Annotated in this window: 17 protein-coding genes and 1 pseudogene; 4 read left to right on the forward strand and 14 right to left on the reverse strand. The window is 68.4% G+C overall.

What is annotated here, in order from left to right; all coding sequences use genetic code 11:
• Window positions 1-41: 41 nt before the first annotated feature.
• From AC0IYU_RS22235 to AC0IYU_RS22250, 4 genes are all read right to left on the reverse strand, one after another.
• Window positions 42-665, reverse strand: coding sequence for a formate dehydrogenase subunit gamma (locus AC0IYU_RS22235; RefSeq protein WP_472121136.1), 624 nt, complete (start codon window positions 663-665; stop codon window positions 42-44).
• Between the two features lie 10 nt (window positions 666-675).
• A complete protein-coding gene (fdxH, locus tag AC0IYU_RS22240; RefSeq protein WP_472121139.1) occupies window positions 676-1,653 on the reverse strand; it encodes a formate dehydrogenase subunit beta in 978 nt (325 codons plus the stop codon).
• Window positions 1,654-1,830: 177 nt separating this feature from the next.
• The gene (gene fdnG / locus AC0IYU_RS22245; protein WP_472121141.1) at window positions 1,831-4,908 is read right to left on the reverse strand and encodes a formate dehydrogenase-N subunit alpha; all 3,078 of its coding nucleotides are present in this window, start codon (window positions 4,906-4,908) and stop codon (window positions 1,831-1,833) included.
• 85 nt (window positions 4,909-4,993) lie between these two features.
• On the reverse strand, window positions 4,994-5,299 hold the full coding sequence (locus AC0IYU_RS22250; RefSeq protein ID WP_472121144.1) for a hypothetical protein: 306 nt from the start codon (window positions 5,297-5,299) through the stop codon (window positions 4,994-4,996).
• A gap of 210 nt (window positions 5,300-5,509) precedes the next feature.
• Between AC0IYU_RS22250 and AC0IYU_RS22255 the strand changes: the two genes are divergently transcribed.
• Window positions 5,510-8,026, forward strand: coding sequence for an ABC transporter permease (locus AC0IYU_RS22255; protein ID WP_472121146.1), 2,517 nt, complete (start codon window positions 5,510-5,512; stop codon window positions 8,024-8,026).
• 114 nt (window positions 8,027-8,140) lie between these two features.
• A complete protein-coding gene (locus AC0IYU_RS22260) occupies window positions 8,141-9,619 on the forward strand; it encodes an ATP-dependent nuclease (protein ID WP_472121148.1) in 1,479 nt (492 codons plus the stop codon).
• 24 nt (window positions 9,620-9,643) lie between these two features.
• Here the strand turns inward: AC0IYU_RS22260 and AC0IYU_RS22265 are convergent, their stop codons facing one another.
• The 3 genes from AC0IYU_RS22265 to AC0IYU_RS22275 all read right to left on the reverse strand — a co-directional run bounded on the left by AC0IYU_RS22265 (window position 9,644) and on the right by AC0IYU_RS22275 (window position 13,392).
• Complete coding sequence (locus tag AC0IYU_RS22265; RefSeq protein WP_472121150.1) at window positions 9,644-10,981, reverse strand: methyl-accepting chemotaxis protein; 1,338 nt, start codon at window positions 10,979-10,981, stop codon at window positions 9,644-9,646.
• Between the two features lie 102 nt (window positions 10,982-11,083).
• Window positions 11,084-12,448 (reverse strand): HD-GYP domain-containing protein, encoded by a 1,365-nt coding sequence (locus AC0IYU_RS22270; RefSeq protein WP_472121152.1) that lies wholly within the window; start codon window positions 12,446-12,448, stop codon window positions 11,084-11,086.
• 38 nt (window positions 12,449-12,486) lie between these two features.
• Window positions 12,487-13,392 (reverse strand): LysR family transcriptional regulator, encoded by a 906-nt coding sequence (locus tag AC0IYU_RS22275; protein WP_472121155.1) that lies wholly within the window; start codon window positions 13,390-13,392, stop codon window positions 12,487-12,489.
• A 112-nt stretch (window positions 13,393-13,504) separates the two neighbouring features.
• Here AC0IYU_RS22275 and AC0IYU_RS22280 point away from each other — a divergent pair, with 112 nt between their 5' ends.
• Both AC0IYU_RS22280 and AC0IYU_RS22285 read left to right on the forward strand, forming a co-directional pair.
• Window positions 13,505-15,022, forward strand: coding sequence for an MFS transporter (locus AC0IYU_RS22280; RefSeq protein ID WP_472121157.1), 1,518 nt, complete (start codon window positions 13,505-13,507; stop codon window positions 15,020-15,022).
• 176 nt (window positions 15,023-15,198) lie between these two features.
• Window positions 15,199-15,423 (forward strand): SlyX family protein, encoded by a 225-nt coding sequence (locus AC0IYU_RS22285; protein WP_472121159.1) that lies wholly within the window; start codon window positions 15,199-15,201, stop codon window positions 15,421-15,423.
• Between the two features lie 60 nt (window positions 15,424-15,483).
• Here AC0IYU_RS22285 and trhA read toward each other — a convergent pair.
• The 7 genes and pseudogenes from trhA to cyoB form a co-directional block, all read right to left on the reverse strand.
• Window positions 15,484-16,170, reverse strand: a pseudogene (trhA, locus tag AC0IYU_RS22290) (PAQR family membrane homeostasis protein TrhA).
• Window positions 16,171-16,244: 74 nt separating this feature from the next.
• Window positions 16,245-16,790, reverse strand: coding sequence for a response regulator transcription factor (locus tag AC0IYU_RS22295; RefSeq protein ID WP_472121162.1), 546 nt, complete (start codon window positions 16,788-16,790; stop codon window positions 16,245-16,247).
• The gene (locus AC0IYU_RS22300; protein WP_472121164.1) at window positions 16,771-18,216 is read right to left on the reverse strand and encodes an ATP-binding protein; all 1,446 of its coding nucleotides are present in this window, start codon (window positions 18,214-18,216) and stop codon (window positions 16,771-16,773) included. The genes AC0IYU_RS22295 and AC0IYU_RS22300 overlap by 20 nt, the downstream gene beginning before the upstream one ends.
• Window positions 18,217-18,245: 29 nt before the next feature.
• Window positions 18,246-19,016 carry an SURF1 family protein gene (locus AC0IYU_RS22305; protein WP_472121167.1) on the reverse strand — a complete coding sequence of 257 codons (771 nt, stop codon included), beginning with the start codon at window positions 19,014-19,016 and terminating at the stop codon, window positions 18,246-18,248.
• Window positions 19,013-19,408 (reverse strand): cytochrome o ubiquinol oxidase subunit IV, encoded by a 396-nt coding sequence (gene cyoD / locus AC0IYU_RS22310; protein ID WP_435484709.1) that lies wholly within the window; start codon window positions 19,406-19,408, stop codon window positions 19,013-19,015. The genes AC0IYU_RS22305 and cyoD overlap by 4 nt, the downstream gene beginning before the upstream one ends.
• Window positions 19,405-20,067: a cytochrome o ubiquinol oxidase subunit III gene (cyoC, locus tag AC0IYU_RS22315; RefSeq protein ID WP_472121170.1), complete on the reverse strand. Its 663-nt coding sequence runs from the start codon at window positions 20,065-20,067 to the stop codon at window positions 19,405-19,407. Before cyoC ends, cyoD begins: the two co-directional genes overlap by 4 nt.
• Window positions 20,060-22,063 carry a cytochrome o ubiquinol oxidase subunit I gene (cyoB, locus tag AC0IYU_RS22320; protein WP_435484707.1) on the reverse strand — a complete coding sequence of 668 codons (2,004 nt, stop codon included), beginning with the start codon at window positions 22,061-22,063 and terminating at the stop codon, window positions 20,060-20,062. Before cyoB ends, cyoC begins: the two co-directional genes overlap by 8 nt.

The following is a 22,063-nucleotide window of genomic DNA, read 5'->3' on the forward strand; positions in this document are numbered from 1 at the left end:
CAGCCCTCCCCCGGGAGGGGAGGAGGAAATGCGGGGAGGCGCTATTCACCGCGCGTCATCTTTCGATGCCACAGCGGGTGGTTCAGCTTGGCCCAACCCTCGGTGACGGTGCCGCGCGTCATGGCGCGCAGCGTGCCCTTGACCCAGATCGCGGCGTAGATGTGCGTGATGACCGAAAGTATCAGCACCACCGCCGACACCGAATGCACCACCACCGCGATGCGCCGCAGCAGGATGGGGAAGAACCCGACGAACCACGGGCTCCAGAACATGAAGCCGGTCACGAACAGCAGCAGCAGGCTCACGCCGAAGGCCCAGAACACCAGCTTCTGACCGGCGTTGTACTTGCCCACGGGCGGCATGCCCGACTTGTCGCCCTTGAGCATCCTGGGCGCGTTCTTGATCCACTCGCGGTCGCCACGGTCGAGCACGTTCTCGCGCCACATCGTGAAGAACAGGAACACGAAGCCCAGCACCATCAGCACGCCCATGAAGGGATGCAGGATGCGCGTCCACGGCCCGCCGCCGAACAGCGTGCTCAGGAAGAACAGGGCCGGGTGGAAGAAGGCCAGGCCCGAGAGCGCGGCCGCGAAGAACATGATCGCAACGAACCAGTGGTTCATGCGCGTCGCATCGCGGTAGCGGCGAAGGTAGTAGCGGGTCATCGCGTTCTCCTCATGCACGGGGTGTGTCGTGGGGGCGCTCGGCGGTTGCCGTCGACGACGCCGGCGGCGCCTCGATCACCACCACGTCGCCGGGCCTGCCGTCGAGATCGGCGTCCGGATGCTCTTCCTTCGGCTCGATCGGCCCGGTCTTCATGTAGTGGAAGAAGCTCCCCACCACCGCACCGATCATCGCGACCATCGCCAGCGGCTTGGCCACGCCCTTCCACAGCGACACCAGCGGGCTGATGTGCGGGTCTTTGGGCAGGCCGGCATACAGGCCAGGGCGGTCGGCATGCTGCAGCACATACATGACGTGCGTGCCGCCCACGCCGGCCGGGTCGTAGACGCCGGCGTTGGCGAAGCCCCGGTCCTTCAGGTCGACGATGCGTTCCGAGGCGTACTCGTGCATGTCTTCCTTGGTGCCGAAGTGCAGCGCGCCCGTGGGGCAGGCCTTGACGCAGGCCGGCTCCAGGCCCACGCCCACGCGGTCGGAGCACAACGAGCACTTGTAGGCCTTGTTGTCGGCCTTGCTGATGCGCGGCACGTCGAAGGGACAGCCGGTGACGCAGTTGCCGCAGCCCACGCAGTGCTCGCTGATGAAGTCGACGATGCCGTTGCTGTACTTGACGATGGCGCCCGGCGCGGGGCAAGACTTCAGGCAGCCGGGGTCGTCGCAGTGCATGCAGCCATCCTTGCGGATCAGCCATTCGAGCTTGCCGGCTTCGGGCTCCACTTCGGAGAACTTCATCACCGTCCAGGAGGCCGGCGTGAGGTCGACCGGGTTGTCGTAGGTGCCGTGGTTGGTGCCGACCTCGTCGCGCAGGTCGTTCCACTGCATGCACGCGACCTGGCAGGCCTTGCAGCCAATGCAGGTGGACACGTCGATGAGCTTGGCCACCTGCTGCACCTGCGGGCGGTGGCGGATGTCGGGCGAGGGCGTGGTGGTGGCCGAGCGGGCGGCGATGTCGAGGGTCTGGAGGGAGGACATCAGCGGCTCCGGTTTTTGGTCTTGCCCCTTCCCCCTTTGGGGGAAGGCTGGGATGGGGGCAGGCCTTCGAGGAAGCGCTGCGTGGCAGTGGAGGCCGTCGTGCCCCCACCCCGGCCCTCCCCCGGAAGAGGAGGGAGAAAGACGAAGGCATCGAGGGCGTTGAGGAACTGCTTCATCTCACGCCTTCTCGATGTTCACAGTGAACGACTTGTACTCCGGCGTCTGCGTGTTCGCGTCCCCCACGAAGGGCGTGAGCGTGTTCACCAGGTAGCCCGGCTTCGCGATGCCGACGAAGCCCCAGTGGTTCGGCAGCCCCACCGTGTGCACCGTGCGGCCGTCCACCTGCAGGCCGACGATGCGCTTGGTCACCACCGCCACCGCCTTGATGTGGCCGCGCTTGCTCCACACCTTGACCATGTCGCCGTGCGCGATGCCCTTGTCCTTCGCCAGCTCCTCGCCGATCTCCACGAACTGCTGCGGCTGGATGATGGCCGAGGTGCGCACGTTCTTGGTCCAGTAGTGGAAGTGCTCGGTCAGCCGGTAGCTGGTCGCCACGTACGGAAAATCAGCCGGCACGCCCAGTCGCTCGAGGTCGCCCTTGAAGATGCGTGCCGCCGGGTTGGCGCGCGCCACCGCGTTGTTCGGGTGCATCAGGTTGTTGACCAGCGGCGACTCGAAGGGCTCGTAGTGTTCCGGCAGCGGCCCTTCGGCCATGCCGGTGGGCGCGAAGAGCCGCGCCACGCCCTCGGCCGTCATGATGAACGGGCGCACCGCCTCGGCCTCCATCGGGTTGGCGTCGGGCCGGATGTCAGGGATGTCGGAGCCTGCCCACTTGGTGCCGTCCCAGGCGATGAGGCCGCGCCTGGCGATCCACGGCTTGCCGGTGGTGGGATCGGTCGAGGCGGCGTTGTACAGGATGCGCCGGTTCGCCGGCCAGGCCCACGACCAGTTCAGCGCCTGCCCGATGCCGTAGGGGTCGGCGTTGTCGCGCCGCGCCATCTGGTTGCCGGCCTGCGTCCACGCGCCGCTGTAGATCCAGCAGCCGCTGGCCGTGCTGCCGTCGTCGCGCAGCAGGCCGAAGCCCGAGAGCTGCTCGCCGGCCTTGGCCGTGGGCGGCTTGCTCGGGTCCTTCGGGTCGAGCAGGTCGGTGAGCGCGCGGCCGTTGTATTCCATCGCCAGCTCCTGCGCGGAGGGCGAATGCGGGATCTTGTACGGCCAGGTCAGCTTGACGATCGGGTCGGGGAAGGCGCCGCCGTCCTTGATGTACGCCGTGCGAATGCGGTTGAAGAGGCTCGCCACGATCTCGATGTCGCCCTTGGCCTCGCCCGGCGGCTCCGCGCCCTTGTAGTGCCATTGCAGCCATCGGCTGGAGTTGGTGAGCGAGCCGTCTTCTTCCGCGAAGCAGGTGGAGGGCAGGCGGAACACCGTGGTCTGGATGTCCGCGGTCTTCACGTCGTTGAACTCGCCGAAGTTGCGCCAGAACTCGCTGGTCTCGGTGACCAGCGGGTCGATGGTGACCAGGAACTTGAGCTTCGAGAGGCCGTCGACGATCTTCTTCTTGTCGGGGAACGAGCCCACCGGGTTGAAGCCCTGGCAGATGTAGCCGTTGAGCTTGCCCAGGTTCATGAGCTCGAAGGCCTGCAGGATGTCGTAGAGCTTGTCGATCTTGGGCAGGTAGTGAAAGCCCCACTCGTTCTGCGCGGTGGCCGCGTCGCCCCACCACGCCTTCTGCATGCTGACGAAGAACTTCGGGTAGTTCTGCCAGTAGCTCATCTGGTTGGGGCGCAGGGGTTTCAGCGCACGGGTCTTGTAGTAGTCCTCCAGCGTCTGCTCGCTGTCACGCGCCAGCGACATGTAGCCCGGCAGCGAGTTCGACAGCAGCCCCAGGTCCGTCAGGCCCTGGATGTTGCTGTGCCCGCGCAGCGCGTTCATGCCCCCGCCCGCCACGCCGATGTTGCCCAGCAGCAGCTGCACGATGGCGGCGGTGCGGATCATCTGCGAGCCCTGGCTGTGCTGCGTCCAGCCCAGCGCATACAGGATGGTCATGGTGCGCGTGGACGTGCTGGTGCTCGCGATGTACTCGCACACCTTCAAAAACTTGTCCTGCGGGGTGCCCGTGATGCGGCTCACCAGCTCGGGCGTGTAGCGCGAATAGTGCCGCTTCATGACCTGCAGCACGCACTGCGGGTCCTGCATGGTCATGTCGACCCTGGCCATGCCGGCCTCGTCGAGCGCGTAGTTCCACGACTTGGGGTCGTAGTTGCGCTTCTCGGCGTTGTAGCCGCTGAAGATACCGTCCTCGAACTTGTAGTCAGGCCCGACGATGAACGGCGCGTTGGTGTAGTTGCGCACGTACTCGGTCTGGATCTTCTCGTTGCCCAGCAGGTAGTTGATGACCCCGGCCAGGAACGCGATGTCCGAGCCCGCGCGCACCGGGGCGTAGTAGTCGGCCATGGCGGCCGAGCGCGTGAATCGCGGGTCGACCACGACCAGGCGTGCCTTGTTCTGCTTCTTGGCCTCGATCACCCACTTGAAGCCGCACGGATGCGCCTCCGCCGCGTTGCCGCCCATGATCAGCACGACATCCGCGTTCTGGATGTCCTGCCAGTGGTTGGTCATTGCGCCTCTGCCGAACGTCGGGGCCAGACTGGCCACCGTGGGTCCGTGTCAAACGCGTGCCTGGTTGTCGAAGACCAGCATTCCGGTCGAGCGGAATGCCTTGTGGGTGATGTAGCCGGTTTCGTTGGACGAGGCCGAGGCGCACAGCATGCCGGAGCTGGTCCAGCGGTTCACCGTCTTGCCGTCGGCGTTGGTGGTCTGGAAGTTGGCGTCGCGGTCGGCCTTGAGCAGCCTGGCGATGCGGTCGAGCGCCTCGTCCCAGCCGATGCGCTTCCACTCGGTGGCGCCCGCCTCGCGCACCTCGGGGTACTTCAGGCGGTTGGGGCTGTGCACGAAGTCGAGCAGGCCCGCGCCCTTGGGGCACAGCGTGCCGCGGTTCACGGGGTGGTCGGCGTCGCCCTCGATGTGCAGGATGTCGGACACCACGTTCTTCGCCTTGTCGCCCAGGCTGTACATGATGATCCCGCAGCCCACCGAGCAGTAGGGGCAGGTGTTGCGCGTCTCGGTGGTGCGCGCGAGCTTGAAGTTGCGGGCCTCGGCCAGCGCGGCGGTCGGCGAGAAGCCGAGCGCCACGATGCTGGAGCCGACCAGCCCCGCGCTGCTCACGCGGAAGAATTGCCGGCGGTTCATGTCCATGACGTGACCTCCTGCAGCGGTGAAGTGGGGTGTTTCATCGGGAGCTTCTTCTTTGCCTGGGGAAAGCTGGAGGCGGCGAACCGCGCTACTTGGGCGCGGTGCCGTCGCCGCCGCTCGGCGAGGGCGCCGCGCCGCCGGAGGAGCCGCCGCCGTTCGGGCCGCTCATGCCGCCGACGGCCGCGCCGCCTTCGGAGGGGCCCTTGTGTGCGGCAGAAGCGTCGACCTTGTCGCCGGAGTCGGCGGGTTTGATGCCGGCCGGGCTGGCGCCCGAAGGCGCGGTGGCAGGCGCACTCGCGGCCATGCCGGTCGTGGGCTTGGGGTCGCAGGCAGTCAAGAACAAACACGCGGCCAGGCAAAGGCCGACGGCTGGCAGGCGCTGGGAACGAGGCATCGACACTCCTTCGTGGGAAAGGCGATCGGACCGCGGATTGTTGGTGTGTCCCCGCGGCCACCCCTTGAATGTTCGGTGTTCCGGGGCGGGGATGTTTTTTTGCATCATGCGACAGCACCTTGATGCGATCAAGTAGGCCAAGGCCGGCAATCACCCCGCAATAACCCTTGAATGCCGCCGCGTGGGGGCCTCTGGGCTATCGTCGCGGCCATGAATGCCTCCCTCCGCCTGGGTTGGCGCACGCTCTGGCGCGATCTGCGCGCCGGCGAGTTGCGCCTGTTGATCGTCGCCGTGCTGCTGGCCGTGGCCGCGCTGACGGCAGTCGGCTTTTTTGCCGACCGCCTGCAGGGCGGACTGAAGCGCGATGCGCGCCAGCTGCTGGGCGGCGACGCGGTGGTGGTCAGCGACAACCCCACGCCCGAGGCCTTCATGGCGCAGGCGAAGTCGCTGGGCCTGGAAGGCACCGGCACCTACGGCTTTCCGACCATGGCGCGGGCCGAGGACGCGCAGGGCGGCGCCAGCAAGCTGGTGGCATTGAAGGCCGTCGCGCCGGGCTACCCGCTGCGCGGCAGCCTGCAGACCTCGACCACGCTCGACGGCGCGGGCGCGGTCACGCGCGACATTCCGCCGGCCGGCGAGGTGTGGGTCGATGCCTCGCTGCTCGACTCGCTCGGCCTGAAGGTCGGCGACACGCTGCTGCTGGGCGACGCCGGCCTGCGCGTGGGCCGCGTCATCACGCTGGAGCCCGACCGCGGCGCCGGCTTCATGAGCTTCTCGCCGCGCGTGATGCTCAACCAGGCCGACGTGGCGCGCACCGCGCTCGTGCAGCCGGCCAGCCGCGTGGGCTACCGCTATGCGGTGGCCGGCAACGACGTGGCGGTGAAGCGCTTCACCGACTGGGCCGACGCCTCCATCAAGAAGGGCGAGCTGCGCGGCGTGCGGCTCGATTCCTTCGAGAGCGGCCGTCCCGAGATGCGCCAGACGCTGGACCGCGCCGAGAAATTCCTCAGCCTGGTGGCGCTGCTGGCGGCGCTGCTGTCGGCCGTGGCCGTGGCGCTGGCCGCGCGCGGCTTCGCGGCCAGCCACCTGGACGACTGCGCCATGCTGCGCGTGCTGGGCCAGAGCCAGCGCACCATCGCCATGGCCTATGCCTTCGAATTCGCGGTGATCGGCCTGGTGGCCAGCGCGCTGGGCGTGGCCATCGGCTTCGCGGTGCACTACGTGTTCGTGCTGCTGCTGGCCGGCCTGGTCGAGACCGCGCTGCCGGCCGCCACGCTGTGGCCCGTGGCCTTCGGCCTGGGCATGGGCCTCACGCTGCTGTTCGCCTTTGGCCTGCCGCCGGTGCTGCAGCTGGCCAAGGTGCCGCCGCTGCGCGTGATCCGGCGCGACGTGGGCGGTCTCAAGCCGGCGTCGCTGGCCGTGCTGGGCGTGGGCGTGGCAGGCTTCGCGGCCTTGCTGATGGCGGCCAGCAGCGACCTCAAGCTGGGGCTGATCGCGGTCGGCGGTTTCGCGGCCGCGGTGGCCGTGTTCGCATTGCTGAGCTGGCTGGCGGTGAAGGTGCTGCGCCGCAGCGTGAACGAAACCACCGCGCCGCGCTGGCTGGTGCTGGCCACGCGGCAGATCTCTGCGCGGCCGGCCTATGCGGTGGTGCAGGTCAGCGCGCTGTCCGTCGGGCTGCTGGCGCTGGTGCTGCTGGTGCTGCTGCGCACCGACCTGGTGGCCAGCTGGCGCAAGGCCACGCCGCCCGACGCGCCGAACCGCTTCGTCATCAACGTCATGCCCGACCAGAGCGACGCCTTCCAGAAGTCGCTGCGCGACGCGGGCGTGGCCAAGTTCGACTGGTACCCGATGATCCGCGGCCGCCTGGTCGCCATCAACGACAAGCCCGTGACGCCAGACGACTACGCCGAAGACCGTGCCAAGCGCCTGGTGGACCGCGAGTTCAACCTGAGCAACGCCACGCAGGCACCCGCGCACAACGGCATCACCGCCGGCAAGTGGACGCCCGGCGCGGCCGGCGAGGTGAGCGTGGAAGAGGGCCTGGCCGAGACGCTGGGCCTGAAGCTGGGCGACAGCCTGCGCTTCGACATCGGCGGCATGCAGAACGACGCGCGCGTCACCTCGCTGCGCAAGGTCGACTGGGGCTCGCTGCACGCCAACTTCTTCGTGATGTACACCGTGGCCTCGCTGGCCGACGTGCCGGTGACCTACATGGGCGCCTTCCGCGCGCCCGAGACCAAGGGCTTCGACAACGCCCTGGTGCGCAGCTACCCCAACGTGACCAACGTGGACATGAGCGCGACCATCAACCAGGTGCAGCGCGTGCTCGACCAGGTGATCCGCGCGGTCGAGTTCCTGTTCGGCTTCACGCTGGCGGCGGGCCTGGTGGTGCTGTTCGCGGCGGTGACGGCCACGCGCGAAGAGCGCGCACGCGAGTTCGCCGTGATGCGCGCGGTGGGCGCGCGCGCCAGCCTGCTGCGGCAGGTGCAGCGCGCCGAGCTGGTGGGGGTCGGGCTGCTCGCGGGCTTTCTTGCGAGCATCGTGGCTTCGGTGATCGGCTGGGCGCTGGCGCGCTACGTGTTCGAGTTCACCTGGACCGCGTCGCCGCTGGTGCCCGTTGCCGGCGCGCTGGCCGGCGCGGTGCTGGCGCTGGGCGCGGGCTGGTGGGGCCTGCGCGACGTGCTGCGCCGGCCCGTGGTCGACACGCTGCGGCGCGCGTCCGAGTAGCAACGCCCGGCGCTGGACAGCGCCGCGCAGTTTTTTCTTCTGCCGTCGAGGCCGCGGGGTCGGGGATGCAATACATTCCCCGACCCCGTATTCAATTCAGAAGAGAACCCCTGCATGCGCTTGGCGTCATTCCAGATCACCAACTTTCGCTCGATCCACGACAGCGGCCTCATCGATTCCTCGCAGATCACGGCGATCCTCGGTCGAAATGACAGCGGCAAGTCGAACCTGCTGCGCGCGCTGCACAGCCTGAACCCGGCCGAGGGCCTGGCCGAGCTGAGCCCCATCAAGGACTTTCCGCGCCACCGCCGCCTGGACGAGTGCACCGGCGACACGCCGGTCGTCTTCACGCGCTGGGCGCTGGACGACGGCGAGCAGGCTGCGCTGGCCGACATGCTTCCGCGCGCGGCCGGCGTGCGCCATGTCACCGCGAGCCGGGGCTACGGCACGGCGCGCTCGGCCGGGCTCGAAGGGCTCGCGGCGCTGTCGCTCGACGTGAGCGACATCAAGGGCAAGGTGCGCAAGATCGTGCCGGCCGTGAAGGCGGCCGCCGAGAAGGTCGCTGACGAGGCCCGGGCCCTGCTGGAACAGGCGGCCGACACCTTCGACGCCGTGATGATCATGAGCCCCGACTACATCCGGTGGTCCGCCGGCGCGGTCGCGGCGGCGCAGGCATTGCGCCGTGCGCTGGCCGCGGCGGGCGCCGAGCTCAGCGACAAGCAGGACCAGATGCTGGCCGAGCTGGAAGACATGGCCCTGGCCATTGCCAACGACGCGCCGGCGCTGGCCAGGGCACAGGCCTGGGTGCTCGAGAAGCTCCCGCGCTTCGTCTACGTCGACGAGTACCCGGCGCTGCCCGGGCGCCAGAACATCGCCGAGTACCTGGGGCGCCAGGGCTGGGGCCAGCTCACGCCCGCGCAACGCAGCTTCGGCCAGCTGTGCAAGGTGGCGGGGCTGGACCCGCAGCGGCTGCAGGACCTGCTCGAGAAGAACGACCTGGCCACGCGCAACCAGCTGGCCAACCGCGCCGGCGCGGTGGTCACGGCAGAGATCCGCCGGCTGTGGAAGGACCGGGCGTTGAAGGTGCGCTTCAACCTCGACGGGCAGCACCTGGACACGCTGGTGTCCGACCCGGGCGACGCCTACGAGGTGGAGGTGAACCTCGACGAGCGCAGCCGCGGCTTCCAGTGGTTCTTCTCGTTCTACGTCGCGTTCTTCGCCGACACCCAGGGCGGCCGGGCGCAGGACGCCGTGCTGCTGCTGGACGAGCCCGGGCTGCACCTGCACGCCCACTCTCAGGCCGACCTGCTGGCGCACTTCGAGAAAGACTTCGGCAGCCAGATTCTCTACACCACGCACTCGCCGTTCATGGTGCCCGTGCACCGGCCCGACGCGGTGCGCACGGCCAGCAGGAGCGAGCGCGCCGGCACCACGGTGAGCAACACGGCCGAGGGCGATGCGCGCACGCGGTTTGCGCTGACGGCCGCTCTGGCGTTGAGCCGGATGGCGGCCGAGGCTGCGCCGGCGGCCGTGCCCAGCCCGGCGGCGGCAGTTCCTGCACCCGCCCCGGCGGCAGTCGCAGAGCCGGCCTGATCCGTTGCGGCAGGGCTCAGGCGGTCAGGCCCGGCTGTCCGCCGCTTCCAGCCGCGCCATCGCCTGGTTCACCGCGCCCAGGCGCACGTCCTGCGTGCGCGAGGCCTCGACGATGGCTTCCATGATCTTCGAGGCCTGCTGCGCCGAGTGCTGAATTTCCTGCATCACGCGGCCCGACTCCTGCACCTTTGCATTGCCGGTCTGCACGCGGGCCGCCGAAGCGGAGATCAGCCCGCTGATCTCGCGCGCGGCCGCCGCGCTGCGGTGGGCCAGGCTGCGCACCTCGCCGGCGACCACGGCAAAGCCGCGTCCCTCTTCGCCCGCGCGGGCGGCTTCCACGGCCGCGTTGAGCGCCAGCATGTTGGTCTGGAAGGCAATGCCGTCGATCAGCCCCACGATGTCGGAGATGCGCTTGGAGTCCGCCTGGATCTGCTGCATCGTCGTCATGGCGTCGGCCGAGGCGCTGGCGCCGTCGAGCGCAACCGTGGCGACCTGGCGGGTGTGGCTGTGCGCGTCGTCCGCCTGCGTGGCGCTCTGCTTGACCAGGTGCTGCAGTTCCTCGAACGCGCCCTGCACCATGCGCGTGGCTTCGAACCGTGCCGTGATGTCGGTGGCGTACTTGACCACCTTGAACGGCTGGCCCGACTGGTCCAGCACGGGGTTGTAGTTGGCCTCGATCCACACCGTGTTGCCTTCGCGGCCGACGCGCGCGAACTGGCCCTGGTGGAACTGCCCGCGCCCGAGGTGCTCCCAGAACGCGCGGTACGCGGCGCCCTGGCGCTCCTCGGCGCTCACGAACATGCTGTGGTGCTTGCCGACGATCTCGTGTTCGTGGCGGTAGCCCAGTGCGTCCAGAAAGTTGCGGTTGGCGCGCAGGATGCGGCCTTGCAGGTCGAATTCGATCACGGCCTGCGCCCGGCCGACCGCGGCCAGCTGGCTTTGCGTCTCGGCGTCGCGCAGCACCTGCTGCGAGATGTCCATGGCGTACTTGACGACCCGCACCACCTTGCCCGAGCCGTCGAACACGGGGCTGTAGTTGGCCTGCAGCCACACCTCGCGGCCGTTGCCGGTGATGCGTCGGCAGCGCCCCACAAAGGCCTCGCCGCGCTGCAGCCGGCTCCAGAACTGCAGATAGTTCGGCGAACCCTGCTCGGTCGCGTCGACAAAGGTGCGGTGGTGCCGGCCCTTGAGTTCCCTCAGCGAATAGCCCATGAGCGCCAGGAAGGGCTCGTTGGCATAGACCACGGTGCCGTTAGGCTCGAACTCGATGACCGCCTGGTTGCGGTAGAGCGACTGGAGCTGGCGGCGCGCGGAAACACGCGGACCCGACACAAGGGAGACCAGGGATGCGAAGAGGTTCATGACTCGAATCTGAGAACGATGGCATTACTCTACGCAGGCAAAGTCTGTCCGGATGTAAGAAATGTGCGCAATTTAATTGCGTAGCAGCCTATCTTTCAGAGGTCATCCGACCACCCGCTTCAGCGCCTCGAAGCAGGCCGGGTCGATGGCGGTGCCGACGCTTGCGGCCATCACCGTGAGCGCTCCGGCGAGCGGAACCGCAGCGCGGTAGGGGCGCGTGGCGCAGAGCGCATCGAAGATGTCCGCGGTCGTGATGATGCGTGTCTCCAGCGGGATCTGTTCCGCCTTCAGCCCACGCGGATAGCCCGTGCCGTCGAGCCGCTCGTGGTGGGCCGCCGCGATGCGTCCCAGGTCGCCGAAGGCGCCGATGCGCGACAGGATCGTTTCGGTGTGCTGCGCATGCCGCCGCACGGCGTCCCATTCGGCGCGGTCCAGCTTGCCGGGCTTGTCGAGCACCGCGTTGCTCACGCCCAGCTTGCCGACGTCGTGCAGCAGTGCGCCGCGGCGCAGCCAGCGCCGGCGCGCGGGCGCCAGGCCGAACTCAAGGGCGATGTTGTCCACGCTGGCGGCCACGCGCGCGCTGTGGCCGGCCATGAACGGGCTCTTGCCGTCCACCACCTCGCCGAAGGCTTCGGCGATGTCATCGAGATAGCCGTCGTCCAGCGCGACCCGGCCCCTGGCCGGTTCCATCGCGAACACGCGGGCCTCCAATGCCGGCGAAGCCAGGCGGTGCCAGAACAGGGGGTCGAGCGCGACGTGGTCGAACGCCGCCACCAGCGACGGGTCGAACCAGGTGCCCGCGCGGCGGCGCACTTCATGAATGGCCAGGGGGGCGTGCCCCGCGCCATGGAGCACCTCCACCGCCTGGGACAGCAACGCGATGCGCGCATGCAGCGGAATGGCGTCGCCCTTGAGTTGTTGCGGCCGTCCGCTGCCGTCCCAGTGTTCGTCCAGGCTTGCAATGCCTTGCGCCACCGGCTCGCCGAAGCGCAACCGCCGGGCGATGGCCGCGCCGCGCGTGCAGCGGGTGCGAATGAGCTCGTCCGCAATCAGCGGGCCGTTGCGCAGCACGTGCAGCAGCCCGCGCAGCCGCGCCGGAAGGCCGGCCTTCGAGCCGGTGTGCCTGAACACGAAGCGCAGCATGCGCGGCCAGCTGTCGCCGACCTGCTTGAACTCGCGCTTGAAGCGCAGGTCGTCGGTCATGTACAGCTCGGAAATGCGCGCGGCGTTGCTGCTGCAGCCCAGATCCTTGAGAAGCACGGTGTAGTACAGGTCGCGCAGCGACGCCTCGTCCAGGCCGATCTGCCGCCCGATGTTCATGCCGATCCAGCAGGCGCGCACGCAATGCCCCCTCGGCTGGCCCGAGGTGAGGTCCAGCGCGTGGCTCAGGGGTCCGATGAGTTCGGACAGCGCGAGGCCGCCGGCCGTGAACGCCTGCGAGTCCGGGAAGGCGTGGGAGGAAGGCATCTCCGTGTTATCGGCACGGCCGCCGGAAACTTTAAGCCTTAGTTCTCAATGCCGGTGGCGTCGCCGGCTGGCTTGAACATGTGCTCGCCCGCGAAATCCACGAACGCGCGCACCTTGGGCGAGAGCTGCCGGCTCGACGGCCACAGCGCCGAGAACTGGCCCTGGCGCACCAGGTGCGTGGCCAGCACACGCTGGAGTTCGCCGCGGCGCAGCGCATCGCGCGCCAGAAAGTCGGGCATGTAGGCCACGCCGAGGCCCGCGATGGCCGCGCCCAGCATGGCCTCCATGTTGTTGCACAGCAGGCCCGGCGGCAGCTGTTCGGGCAGGCCGGGCAGGTCCCATTCCTCGACCTTGCCGCCGGTGACGAACTTGTAGCGCAGGCAGGCGTGCCGCGCGAGGTCGGCCGGCACCAGCGGCACGCCGTGGCGCGCCAGGTAGGCGGGCGACGCCGCCAGCACGAAATGGAACGGGCCGAGCCGGCGCGCGACCAGCTGCGAGTCGACCAGCTCGCCGCTGCGGATGGCCACGTCCACGCCTTCGGCGATCACGTCGACCAGCCGGTCGTTGAAGTCGAGGTCGAGCTCGATCTCGGGAAAGCGCGCCTTGAAGGCCGGCAGCACCGGCAGCAGGAAGCGATAGCCGATGGTCGGCAGGCTCACGCGCAGGCGGCCGCGCGGCGCGGCCACGGCGTCCTGCATCATGGCGCGCGCGTCGTCCAGTTCGTCGAGGATGCGGCGGCAGCGCTCGTGGAACATCGCGCCTTCCTGCGTGAGCCGCGTGTGGCGCGTGGTGCGGTTGAACAGGCGCACCCCGAGCTGCTGTTCCAGCCGCGCGACGTTCTTGCCCACGGCGGAGGCCGAGATGCCCAGCAGCCGCCCGGCCTTGGCGAAGCTCAGGAGGTCCGCCGCGCGCACGAAGGATTCGAGTCCGCTGAAACTGTCCATGGATTGGCAACCTTGGGTTGGGGGTCTGAGGATCAAAGGCGCCATTCTCATTGCATTGAATCCTTTTTATCTTTGCCCCTTCTTGTTCTTTCTGCGCGAAGGCGCTTTTTCGATGCTGTCGTCCTCCCCCAAGAACTGGCTGCTCGCCGCCGTCTGCCTGGCCGCGCTGGGCATGCCGCTGAGCTTCACCGGCCCGGCCGTGGTGCTGCCCGCCGTGCATGCCGCGCTCGGCGGCAGCCCGGTGCAACTGAACTGGGTGACCAATGCCTTCATGCTGAGCTTCGGCGCCACGCTGATGGCCGCCGGCGCGCTGGCCGATGCGTACGGCCGCAAGCGGGTGTTCCTGCTGGGGCTCGCGGTGATGGCGCTGGGCAGTTCGCTGCTGACGCTGGCGCCGGGCATCTTGGCCTTCGACCTCGCGCGCGCCCTGCAGGGGCTGGGCTCGGCCGCGGCCTTCGCGGCAGGCACCGCCGCGCTGGCGCAGGTGTTCGACGGCGCGGCGCGCATGCGGGCGTTCAGCCTCATCGGCACCGCGTTCGGCGTGGGGCTGTCGTGCGGCTCCGCGCTGTCGGGCTGGCTGGCCGTGGCGTTCGGCTGGCAGGCCGTGATGCTGGGCCCCGGGGCCGTCAGCCTCGTGGCGCTGTGCATGGCCGCGGCCTGCATGCGCGAGTCGCGCAATCCGCACGCGATGGGCCTGGACCTGCCGGGCACCATCACCTTCACCGCCGCGCTGAGCCTGCTCACGCTGGGCGTGCTGCAGGCGCCCGACAGCGGCTGGGGCAGCCCGTGGGTCGTCGGCCCGCTGGCGGGCGCGGCGCTGATGGGTGCGGCCTTCATCGCCATCGAGCGGCGCGTGGCGCACCCGATGCTCGACCTGACGCTGTTCCGCTTTCCGCGCTTCGTCGGCGTGCAGCTGCTGGCCGCGGCGCCGGCCTATGGCTTCGTGGTGCTGCTGGTGCTGCTGCCGATCCGCTTCATCGGGCTGGAAGGGCGCAGCGCGCTGGAGGCGGGCAGCATCATGTTCGCGCTGTCGGGGCCCATCCTCGTGGTGCCGACGCTGGCCGCGTGGCTGGCGCACCGGTTCTCGGCCGGTGCGATTTCCGCGGTCGGGCTGCTGGTGTGCGCGGCCGGGCTGGTCTGGCTGAGCCGCTGCGCGCCGGGCGCGCCGCTGCACGAACTGGCCGGGGCGCTGCTGCTGATCGGCGCGGGCATCGGCCTGCCGTGGGGCCTGATGGACGGGCTGGCCGTGAGCGTGGTGCCGCGCGAGCGTGCGGGCATGGCGTCGGGCATCTTCAACACGGTGCGGGTGGCGGGCGAGGGCATCGCGCTGGCGCTGGTCGGGGCGGGGCTCGCGGCGCTGGTGGCGGCGCAGCTGGGGCGCCTGGGCCATGACGCCGGGGCGTCGCAGGCGGCCCAGCGCATGACGACGGGCGACCTGTCGCAGGCGATGGCGTTGCTGCCCGGCATCGACCGCGCGGTGCTGCTTCAGGCGTACGGCGCGGCGTTCGGCACCTTGCTGTGCGTGCTGGCGGGGGTGACGGTGCTGACGGCGCTGGTGGTGTTCGTGTTCCTGCGCGGCGAGGCGCAGGCGCAAGAGGCGGCGGGGGCGTTGAAGTCGCCGGCTTGCTGAGGGGACGTCTTGCTCCTTCCCCTCACGGGGGAAGGCTGGGATGGGGGCACGCGGCCTTAGCAAAAGCCGCTGGTGTTTGACATGCCGCTTGCCCCCACCCCAGCCCTCCCCCGGAAGGGGAGGGAGCAAGGCAGGGTGTCACAAGGAAGCACTCGATCTTCCTGTCCAATAGCGGCATGGACCATTCACCGAACGCGCTCGCAGAGCGGCTGACCGAACTCGAGATCAAGTCCAGCTACGCCGAAGACCTGCTCGAGCAACTGAACATGACGATCTACCGCCAGCAGGAACAGATCGACCGGCTGATCCGGCAGGTTGCGCAACTGCGCGAGCAGAGCCAGAACGCGATGCAGGACGGCTCGGGGAGCAATCCTCGCGACGAGTTGCCGCCGCATTACTGAGGCGCAGGCTCGGCCGTGCGCACCGAGGCAGGCGCTCAGCCGTGTGCACGAGGCAGGCGCTCAGCCGTGCGCGTGCCAGAGCACGGCGAAGAAATGGCAGGTGCTGCCCGCGAGCACGAACAGGTGCCACACCGAATGCGCAAAGCGCACCTTGTTGTCGAACAGGAACACCACGGCGCCCGCCGTGTAGAAGAGCCCGCCCGCCACCAGCCAGCCCAGCCCCGCCGCCGACATGCGCTCGTACAGCGGCACGGCCGCCATCAGCGCCATCCAGCCCATCGCCACGTACAGCCCGGTCGACCACAGCGGATGCTGCAACCGGTTGAACAGCTTGGCGCTCACGCCCAGCACCGCGGCCGCGCAAATGGCCCCGAACAGTGTCCAGCCCAGCGGGCCGCGCAGCACGCCGAACAGGAAGGGCATTTAGCTGCCCGCGATGAACAGGTAGATGGCCGCGTGGTCCAGCCGGTTGAACCAGGCCTTGGCGCGGCCCATGGGCAGCGCGTGGTACAGCGTGGAAATCAGGTACAGCACGATCGCCGTGCCCGCGAACAGGCAGGCGCCGACCACGCCCGCGGCCTGCCCCTTCTGCGCCGCGCTGTAGACCAGCACGGGCAACGAGGCGATGGCCAGCACCAGGCCCAGGCCGTGGCTCAGCGTGTTGAAGAGTTCTTCCATCGCCGTCTGGTCGCGTGCCGCCAGGAGGGTGCTGCGTGCCGCGGGTTGCGTCTGTGAAGGAGCTGTCATCGATACCTCATGCGCGTGGGGTGGATGTGGGGAGCCGGTTTGCAAGAACCGCACCGTGCCGGTTTGGCCCGGCCCTATTTGACCTGCTGCTTGCCCAGCTTGCGCGCCAGCGTGCGCCGGTGCATGCCGAGCCTGCGCGCGGTCTCCGAGATGTTGAAGCCGGTCTCGGCCAGCGTTTCGTGGATGCGCTCCCATTCGAGCGTCTTGATCGAGGTCGAGCGGTTGGTCAGCTCCACCTCGGTGGTGCCGGCCGCACGGCCGAAGGCGGCCTCGATGTCGTCGGTGTTCGACGGCTTGGCCAGGTAGTGGCAGGCGCCCAGCTTGATGGCCTCCACCGCGGTGGCGATGCTGGCGAAGCCCGTGAGCACCACGATCAGCATCTTGGGGTTGTGACGGTGCAGGATCTGCACGCAGGCCAGGCCCGAGGCCTCGCCGTTGAGCTTCAGGTCGACCACCGCGTAGCCGGGCGACCTGGCGGCCAGCAGGGACTCGACCTCCACGAGGTTGCTCGCCTGCGCCACGCCGTAGCCGCGGCGCTCGAACGAGCGGCCGAGCGCGCGCGCGAAAGCGTCGTCGTCCTCGACGATCAGCAACTGGCGCTCAGCTTCGGTGTCTGTCATGGCCTTCCGATTCGATGGTTCCGCTCGCCGGGAGGGCGTCGTTCCCGACGAACGCGACTTCCTCTTCTTCCACTTCTTCCTCTTCCAGCACGATCGCCGCCAGCGGCAGCGTGATCTTCACGATGGCGCCGCCTTCGGGCCGGTTGAGCGCCGCGACGCGTCCGCCCACCGTGCGCGCCACGTTGACGACCAGAAACAGCCCCAGGCCACCGCCGGGGCGGCCCTTGCTCGACTGGTAGGGTTTGCCGAACTCCTTCAGGATGGCCGGCAGGAAGCCGGGGCCCGCGTCGGTGACGGTGATGGTCAGCGTGTCGGCGTCGTGCGCCGCTTCCAGGCGCAGCCAGTGCGGCGAGGCTTCCAGTGCATTGTCGAGGACGTTGCAGATCATCTGCTTGAGCGCCGAGTCGGAGACCATGGGCAGGTCGCGGCCAAAGCGGTTGTCGTACTCGAAGTCCTCGATGGGGCGGGTGGTGCGCCATTCCGCGACCAGCGCGTCCAGGAAGGTGCTGACGGTGGTTTCCTCGGACGACTCGCCGCGCGCCTCGCCGGCCGACAGCAGGATGCCGCTCACGATGCTCTTGCAGCGCTGGATCTGCAGTTCCATTTCGGCCACCTCGGTCAGCAGCTCGGGGTCGGAGCTGAAGTGCGGCAGCCGGCGCCAGTCGCCCAGGATCACCGCCAGCGTGGCCAGCGGCGTGCCCAGCTCATGCGCCGCGCCCGAGGCCAGCAGGCCCATGCGCACGATGTGTTCTTCTTCCGAGGCGCGCTGGCGCATGTCGGCCAGCCGCGCATCGCGTGCGCGCAGGTTGCGGCTGATGCGGGTGATGAAGATCACCAGCAGCGCCGCGTTCAGCGCAAAGCACACCAGCATGCCCTGGATGTAGGGGCTCCACAGGCCGCGGTCGTGGTCCAGCGGCAGCGCGAGCGGGCGCGAGAACAGCGCCAGCAGCGCAAAGCACAGGCTGGTGATGACCACGATGGTCCAGGTCGACCAGGGCTTGAGCAGCACCGCGCCCAGCGTCACCTGCAGCAGGAACAGAAACACGAAGGGGTTGGTCGCGCCGCCGCTCAGGTAGAGCTGCGCCGTGAGCGTGGCCACGTCGATCAGCAGCGCCAGGAACAGTTCGCCGTTGGTCACGCGCCGGGGGCTGCGCGAGCGCCACAGGCTGACCATGTTGAAGAGCGCCAGGCAGGTCAGCACCTGCAGCATGTGGTCCAGCGGCAGCCGGATGGCGAAGCCGTAGTGCACCAGCAAGATGGTGACCACCTGCCCGACCACGGCGAACCAGCGCAGCTGGATCAGCTGCAGCATGTTCTGGTGGCCGGTGGCGTTGTCCAGGTTCGAGAACCCGACGCGGGGGGCAGGCAGCTCGCCCGCGACAGCCTCGGTCGTGGCGAACATCTTGGGTGGGGTGGGCGTCGGCATGGCCTGCATTTTCGCCGCACCCTTGGGGCTCACTCCGGTGACCCTCGGCGCTTCTCGTCGCGCCAGACGAACCACGCCGCGCCCAGCACCATCAGCGCCAGGCCGTACCAGGTGAAGGCATAGACCGCGTGGCTGTTGGGAAAGGCGATGACCGTCAGGCCGCCGGCGGGCCATTCGGGTGTGTCGGTGGACTGCGCTGCCTGCGCCGGTGCCGCTTCGGCGTCGATGAAGTAGGGCGCCACGTTCGTCAGGCCGCGCGCTGCGGCAATGGCCTGCACGTCGCGCGAGAACCAGCGGTCAGCCGCGGGGTCGTTCTTGCGCAGGAAGCCGCCGTTCGGCTCGGTGAGGCGCAGCAGGCCGTCGACGGTGGTCTCGCCCTGGGGCTCGGGGGCGGTGCGCGCCTTGCGTTCACGCGCTTCGGGTGGCACGAAGCCGCGGTTGACCAGCACCGTGGTGCCGTCGGCGGCCTTCAGCGGGGTCAGCACCCAGAAGCCGGCGCCGAGCCGGGTGCTGGCCTGCACCAGGGTCTCTTTGTCGTGGAGGAAGGTGCCGGCGATGCGAAGGTGCCGGTACTCGTCGTTGGCCGCGCTGATGGCGGACCATTCGCCTTGCCCGGGGGCCGCGGAGGCCGGGGCGTGCACGCGCTGGTCGACGCGGGCGATGAGATCGAGCTTCCAGGCGCGGCGCTCGACTTGCCAGGTGCCGAGTGCGAAGAACCCGGCAAAGGCGATGACGGCGCAGGCCGCCAGCGCCACCCGCGCGGCGGCTGAGCGGTGGTGGCGGACTGCGCTCGCCGTCAAGGCATGTTCTTCATGTCGTGCATGGACGGCATCATGTTGGTGTTCATGTGATACATGACCCACAGCGAGCCGGCCAGCGTGATGACCACGACCACGATGGTGAAGATGAGCGCAAGCAGGTTCCAGCCGCCTTCGGACTTGGCGTCCATGTGCAGGAAATACACCATGTGCACCACGATCTGCACCACGGCGAAAGCCAGGATGACCAGGGCGGTCGTGTTGGGCTTGTCGAACACCTTGGCCATCACCAGCCAGAACGGAATGGCGGTCAGGATCACGGCCAGCACGAAGCCGGTCATGTAGCCCTTGAAGGTGCTGTGGCTCACGGGGCCGTCGTCATGGTCGTCGTGGCCATGTGCGCCGTGGCCGGCGTTGTCGATATGCGCGCTCATTGCAGCGATCCCATCAGGTACACGAAGGTGAAGACGCCGATCCAGACCACGTCCAGAAAGTGCCAGAACATCGACAGGCACATCAGGCGGCGGCGGTTGGCGGCGGTGAAGCCGTGCTTGGGCAGCTGGAACATCAGCACGATGAGCCAGACGATGCCGAAGGTCACGTGCAGGCCGTGGGTGCCCACCAGCGCGAAGAACGACGACAGGAAGGCGCTGCGCTGCGGGCCGGCGCCTTCGTGGATCAGGTGCGCGAATTCATACAGCTCCAGGCCGATGAAGCCCGCGCCCAGCAGGCCGGTGATGGCCAGCCAGACCAGCACGCCGCCCATGCGGCGCTGCTGCATCTGCAGCATGGCGAAGCCGTAGGTGATGGACGACAGCAGCAGCAGCGAGGTGTTGATCGCCACCAGCGGCAGGTCGAACAGGTCGGCGCCCGAGGGGCCGGCCGCGTAGCTGCGGCCCAGCACGCCGTACACCGCGAACAGGCACGCGAAGATCAGGCAGTCGCTCATCAGGTAGAGCCAGAACCCCAGCAGGGTCCCGTTCTCCGGATGGTGGTCTTCGTTGCGGACGTTGAACAGCTCGAAGGTGGGCACGCTCGAGGCGTTGCCCACGGTGTTCGTGTGGCTGGAGGGGAGGGTGGTGCTGTTAGACATGGGCAGCCAGGAGGCGCGTGCGCGCGTCTTCGGTGCGAACCACTTCATCCGCGGGGATGTGGTAGTCGCGCTTGTAGTTGAAGGTGTGGACGATGATGGCGACCAGCATGGCGACGAAGCTCACGCCGGCCAGCAGCCACATCTGCCAGATCATGGCGAAGCCGAGCACCGCGCTCAGTGCGGCGATGACGAAGCCGGCGGCCGTGTTCTTGGGCATGTGGATCGGGCTGAAGCCGTCCAGTGCGCGCTGGTAGCCGCGGGCCTTCATGTCCGACCAGGCGTCGTTGTCATGGATGCGCGGGGTGAACGCGAAGTTGTAGGCCGGCGGGGGCGACGAGGTCGACCATTCGAGCGTGCGGCCGTCCCACGGGTCGCCCGTGGTGTCGCGCAGCGAATCGCGGCGGATGTAGCTCACCACCAGCTGGATGATGAAGCACGCAATGCCCAGTGCGATCAGCACGGCGCCGAAGGCGGCGACCTGGAACCAGATCTGCAGCGACATGTCCTGGAAGTGGCTCATGCGGCGCGTGACGCCCATCAGGCCGAGCACGTACAGCGGCATGAAGGCGGTCCAGAAGCCGACGATCCAGAACCAGAACGAGCACTTGCCCCAGAACGGGTCGAGCTTGTAGCCGAAGGCCTTCGGGAACCAGTAGGTGATGCCCGCCAGCATGCCGAACAGCACGCCGCCGATGATCACGTTGTGGAAGTGGGCGATCAGGAACAGGCTGTTGTGCAGCACGAAGTCGGCCGGGGGGACCGCCAGCAGCACGCCGGTCATGCCGCCGAACACGAAGGTGATCATGAAGCCGATGGTCCACATCATGGGCAGCTCGAAACGGATCCGGCCGCGGTACATGGTGAAGAGCCAGTTGAAGATCTTCGCCCCGGTCGGGATCGAGATGATCATGGTCGTGATGCCGAAGAACGAGTTCACGCTGGCGCCGGAGCCCATGGTGAAGAAGTGGTGCAGCCACACGAGGTACGACAGGATGGTGATCACCACCGTGGCGTACACCATCGAGGCGTAGCCGAACAGGCGCTTGCCGGAGAAGGTGGAGACCACTTCCGAGAAGATGCCGAAGGCCGGCAGGATCAGGATGTACACCTCGGGGTGGCCCCAGATCCAGATCAGGTTCACGTACATCATGGCGTTGCCGCCCATGTCGTTCGTGAAGAAGTTGGTGCCGACGTAGCGGTCGAGCGACAGCAGGGCCAGCACGGCGGTCAGCACCGGGAATGCGGCGACGATCAGCACGTTGGTGCACAGGGCGGTCCAGGTGAAGACGGGCATCTTCATCATGGTCATGCCGGGTGCGCGCATCTTCACGATGGTCGCCAGCAGGTTCACGCCCGAGAGCAACGTGCCCACCCCCGCTATCTGCAACGACCATATGTAGTAGTCGACCCCCACGTCGGGGCTGAAGATGATGCCCGACAGCGGCGGGTATGCCAGCCAGCCGGTCTTGGCGAACTCGCCCACGAACAGCGACGCCATCACGAGGCCGGCGCCGAAGGTGGTCATCCAGAAGCTGAAGTTGTTCAGGAACGGGAAGGCCACGTCGCGCGCGCCGATCTGCAGCGGCACCACGAAGTTCATGAGGCCAGTGACCAGCGGCATCGCCACGAAGAAGATCATGATCACGCCGTGGGCGGTGAAGACCTGGTCGTAGTGGTGCGGCGGTAAAAAGCCGGCGTTGTCGCCGAAGGCCATGGCCTGCTGGGCGCGCATCATCAGCGCGTCGGCAAAGCCGCGCAGCAGCATCACCAGGCCCAGGATGATGTACATGATGCCGATCTTCTTGTGGTCGATGCTGGTGATCCAGTCACGCCACAAGGGGCCCCACAGCTTGAAGTACGTCAGGGCGATGAGGACGGCGAGGCCGCCCAGCACCACGCCGCCGAAGGTTGCGAGCAGGATGGGCTCGTGGAAGGGAATCGCCTCCCAGGAGAGGCGGCCGAAGACCAGCTTCGTGAGGTCGAGGTGTTCGAGCAT

The organism is Variovorax sp. AC103 (assembly GCF_979254005.1).